Here is a 3,538-nt window from a genome sequence, read left to right as displayed (position 1 = left end):
TATACTCTTTTAAAGAATGTTCGTACAGCTGTGCGCTTGACTCTGGAATCTAGGATACTACTTTAGTAACAAATATTTAAGAAATTTACTAATAGAAAAAGGCAAAAAAACCTGCTAGCTAATTATTCACTATCTATCTTATAATATTGGCGTTTTTTGATGTCTTAAACGACTTATAAGTGTGTTTTAAGCTTGGGAACCAGAAGTTTAAAAAGCACGCAATGCACATAATGCGAAAAATTAAACATAAGACGCCAAACAAGAGAGTTCGAAGAATCTAGCTATAAGGCGGGAAATGCCAATTCTTAGGCGATAATGTGAATACTTCAACACTGTCTTTTGTTACCCCAAGCGTATGCTCAAACTGCGCAGAAAGTGAAAGATCACGTGTTGTTACTGTCCAGCCATCTAGCTTGCTGAGCAGAGTTTCATGCTTTCCAGCGTTAATCATTGGTTCTATTGTAAAAAACATGCCTTCCTTCAAGACAAGAGCTTCATCTTTATCATAAAAATGCATTACATTTGGCAGAGCATGAAAAACTTTTCCTATACCATGTCCACAATAGTTACGTACGATAGAATAGCCAAAATTTTGAATATATTTCTCTATAGCAAGCCCAATTTCATTTAACTTATTACCAGGTTTAACCTGTTTTATCGCTTCCATCAATGCGCCATAAGTAGCATCACACAAGCGTTTTGCTTTTATTGATGGCTTACCAGCCCAAAACATACGACTTGTGTCGCCATGCCAGCCATTTAAAATTACCGTGACATCGATATTTACAATATCTCCATCCCTAAGGGGCTTATCATCAGGAATGCCGTGACACACGACAGCATTTTTTGAAGTGCAAATCGATTTGGGGTACCCTCTATAGTTCAATGGTGCTGGGATTGCGCCTGCTTTGACTATGAAGTCATGGCATAAATCGTTCAACTCATTAGTTGTTACTCCTACTTCTACATGTGGTGCAATGAAATCAAGAGTTTCAGCTCCTAACCGGCCAGCTTTACGCATAAACTCAAATTCTTTCTGTGAATGTATAGTTATGTCCATATTTTCCATATGTTATTGTAATTATCATACACATTTTTGTGCAGAATTAACAGCTTTGTTTATAGCCTGCCATGTCATCAAAGTAGTTCCCACAGGTTCTATGGTGTCAAACATATAACCGCATGAACATTGTGATTTGAAAACAGGGAGAACAGAACTAAAAAACTACTTGAAAGTTCCTCCAATATTATAATACTGAAGCTATTATTTATCCAGTCCGTACAGATAAACAACAAAAAAACTCAATGTACTTGGCGTACTATTGTTTAATTTTTTGCACTATGTGTACCTCATGCCTTTATAAGTTTTCAAGGTTTTTACCTATTATAACTAAAATGCGTTTGTTAAAGCGTTTAAGACAATAAAAAAATGCCAATTTAAAAGATAGATAGTGAATAACTAGCTAACTGGGTTTCTTTTGCCTTTTTCCTCATTTGGTAAATTTCTTAAATATTTATTGATAAAGTAGTATTATGGATCCCAGTGTCAGCTACTTGGATGACATCATAGAGATTCGGGTGACAGAAAGAGCTATTTGAGGACACTATTATAAGGTGATATTGAGACACCATTTGTTATAAAAGCAAATGGTTGTACATTACACTTTAAAGCCCAGGCTGTTGGCCAGTACCGTTACAAATAGAAACATCGTAGAGCTTATTTGATACTACACATGCACCAATTCCAGCTATCAACATAGATACAACTATTGCAAGCGCAGGTAGTTGAAGTGAATAACAGACTAAAGCTGTTGCTAGCACAGTAATAACACCAATAGCAATTGCAATCTTTTATTTTCTAGAAAATATTGGTGGATCTTTTGCCTCTTTCTGAGAGTAAACACCAGAATTAAAGGTAGAACGTATAGTTACCATAGGTTTGTTATCTGTGTAACTAGTATCAATTATCTCATTCCTGTTTTCTTTACCAGCATTACCTTTTGTTTTTTTCTTACCATGATGTTTTACAGTATCCTGATCATCTTTATTAAGCTTTTATGCAACACACACTTCTGTTATGCTGCCTTTCTCTTTTTTTGCTTTAGTCGGTGCACTGCTAACTCTTGGTTCACTCTAAAGCTCTTGTTTTATAGTTTCTGTGTTGCTCTTGATATAGGAAGACATTTTGTATGACAAGATTTTCGCTTTTGGAGATGATAGGTCTTGTATTGTAGAACTTTCTCTAAACAAAGAAATAATCTTATCAAATAAATCATAATATCTAAGAGAATTACCTTCAATCTCAATAATGAGTCATACTGTTCCTTGAGAAAACTATTGCTCAACCTCACCTTCGGCAATAGTACCTTACAATGACGAACTTTATGCCTGGTATTTCAAGTGTTTGAGGTATCACTCTGCTACAAACTTGAAGGCCTCTTATACTAACTGTTCCATTTCCTTTTATAATACTAGCAAATGATCTAAGGTCTTTATTCTGTTCTACCACCTCAAATAACTTTCTGTGGTACTTTATTGAATCCTTTTGCTCCTCTAAAAACTTTTTTATAGAGGTGACAAATTCTTTGTCCTTTACCCTACAGGTACAGAGCTGATTCTCAATATTACTTTCAAGAGTGTAGAAGCCCCTGTTCTGAGTGTAAATATTAGCTCCATATTTTATAAAAATTTTTATTAAATCAACAAGTTGTTCTTTGAAAGCTTGTTCTCTATCTAATAAAATGATTGACAAATAAGCTGATGTAAAGCAGTGTTTCCTCTATTATCCACCACTTCATTAACGGTTGCTCCACTTTCTAGTAGAAATTTTGCTGACTCCGCGTGAGACTCTTATTATAGAATGACGGCATGCCATAGACAATGGAGTTCTTGAAGCTATAGCATCATTATTTACTGCATTTGGATCTGCTCCGGCGTCTAACAGTAACTTTACTACTTCTTCATTTTTATCTCCTTCGATGTAAATAGCACTATGCAAAGGAGTTCCATTGTAGCTGTCTCTTATATTAAAGTCGGCCCTCTTTTCCAATAAACATTAAATTGGTAGCACACATGTAGTCTCTCTCTCCCTGCATTCAATTGCGATATGTAATAAAGTTTTCTCTATAATGTCATTACAACTATCGCATAACTTGAACCTAAAACTTGGATTAAACTAACTATTTTTCCACTCTTCATATACAGTACTAAGATTTTTTCTTAGCTGATTTTTTATTTCCTCATAAATTCCAGTAGAGTCAACACTACCAGAACCAATGTTATCACTTATTTCTGCAATTATACCGTCAAACTTTTCGAATTGAGACTCATGTGGTGCCATATTACTATACCCTATGATAAAATCATTTAATTACACAATAAAGTTAAAGGCAGTCAAATCGCTGCTTTGTAATAAATTTTATCAGAGCCGCTAGGTTTTTTAGTTGCCATGCAATAAAACTTACTGGGATCAGGAAAAAGGACGGTGTCATTCCAGTACTTGATACTAGGATCTACCATATTAAACATCAAGATAGAA

Annotated in this window: 4 protein-coding genes and 1 pseudogene; all 5 read right to left on the bottom strand. The window is 34.8% G+C overall.

The features are described from left to right. Positions 1-277: 277 nt before the first annotated feature. The 5 genes and pseudogenes from map to IHO13_RS04795 all read right to left on the bottom strand — a co-directional run bounded on the left by map (position 278) and on the right by IHO13_RS04795 (position 3,340). Complete coding sequence (gene map, locus IHO13_RS04815) at positions 278-1,060, bottom strand: type I methionyl aminopeptidase (RefSeq protein WP_225538521.1); 783 nt, start codon at positions 1,058-1,060, stop codon at positions 278-280. A 1,287-nt stretch (positions 1,061-2,347) separates the two neighbouring features. Then, a complete protein-coding gene (locus tag IHO13_RS04810) occupies positions 2,348-2,752 on the bottom strand; it encodes a hypothetical protein (RefSeq protein WP_225538520.1) in 405 nt (134 codons plus the stop codon). Next, positions 2,734-2,808: pseudogene (locus tag IHO13_RS05930) on the bottom strand (hypothetical protein); the annotation flags it as partial. The pseudogene IHO13_RS05930 and the gene IHO13_RS04810, both read right to left, overlap by 19 nt. After that, positions 2,798-3,049 carry an ankyrin repeat domain-containing protein gene (locus tag IHO13_RS04800; RefSeq protein WP_255586110.1) on the bottom strand — a complete coding sequence of 84 codons (252 nt, stop codon included), beginning with the start codon at positions 3,047-3,049 and terminating at the stop codon, positions 2,798-2,800. The gene IHO13_RS04800 and the pseudogene IHO13_RS05930, both read right to left, overlap by 11 nt. 126 nt (positions 3,050-3,175) lie before the next feature. Further along, positions 3,176-3,340, bottom strand: a complete 165-nt coding sequence (locus IHO13_RS04795; RefSeq protein WP_225538519.1) for a hypothetical protein — start codon at positions 3,338-3,340, stop codon at positions 3,176-3,178. Positions 3,341-3,538 lie beyond the last annotated feature (198 nt).

Source organism: Wolbachia endosymbiont of Mansonella perstans (assembly GCF_020278605.1).
In the GTDB taxonomy this organism is placed as follows: domain Bacteria; phylum Pseudomonadota; class Alphaproteobacteria; order Rickettsiales; family Anaplasmataceae; genus Wolbachia.
Note: the sequence above shows the minus strand (reverse complement) of the source record. Positions and strands in the feature narration are given on the sequence as shown.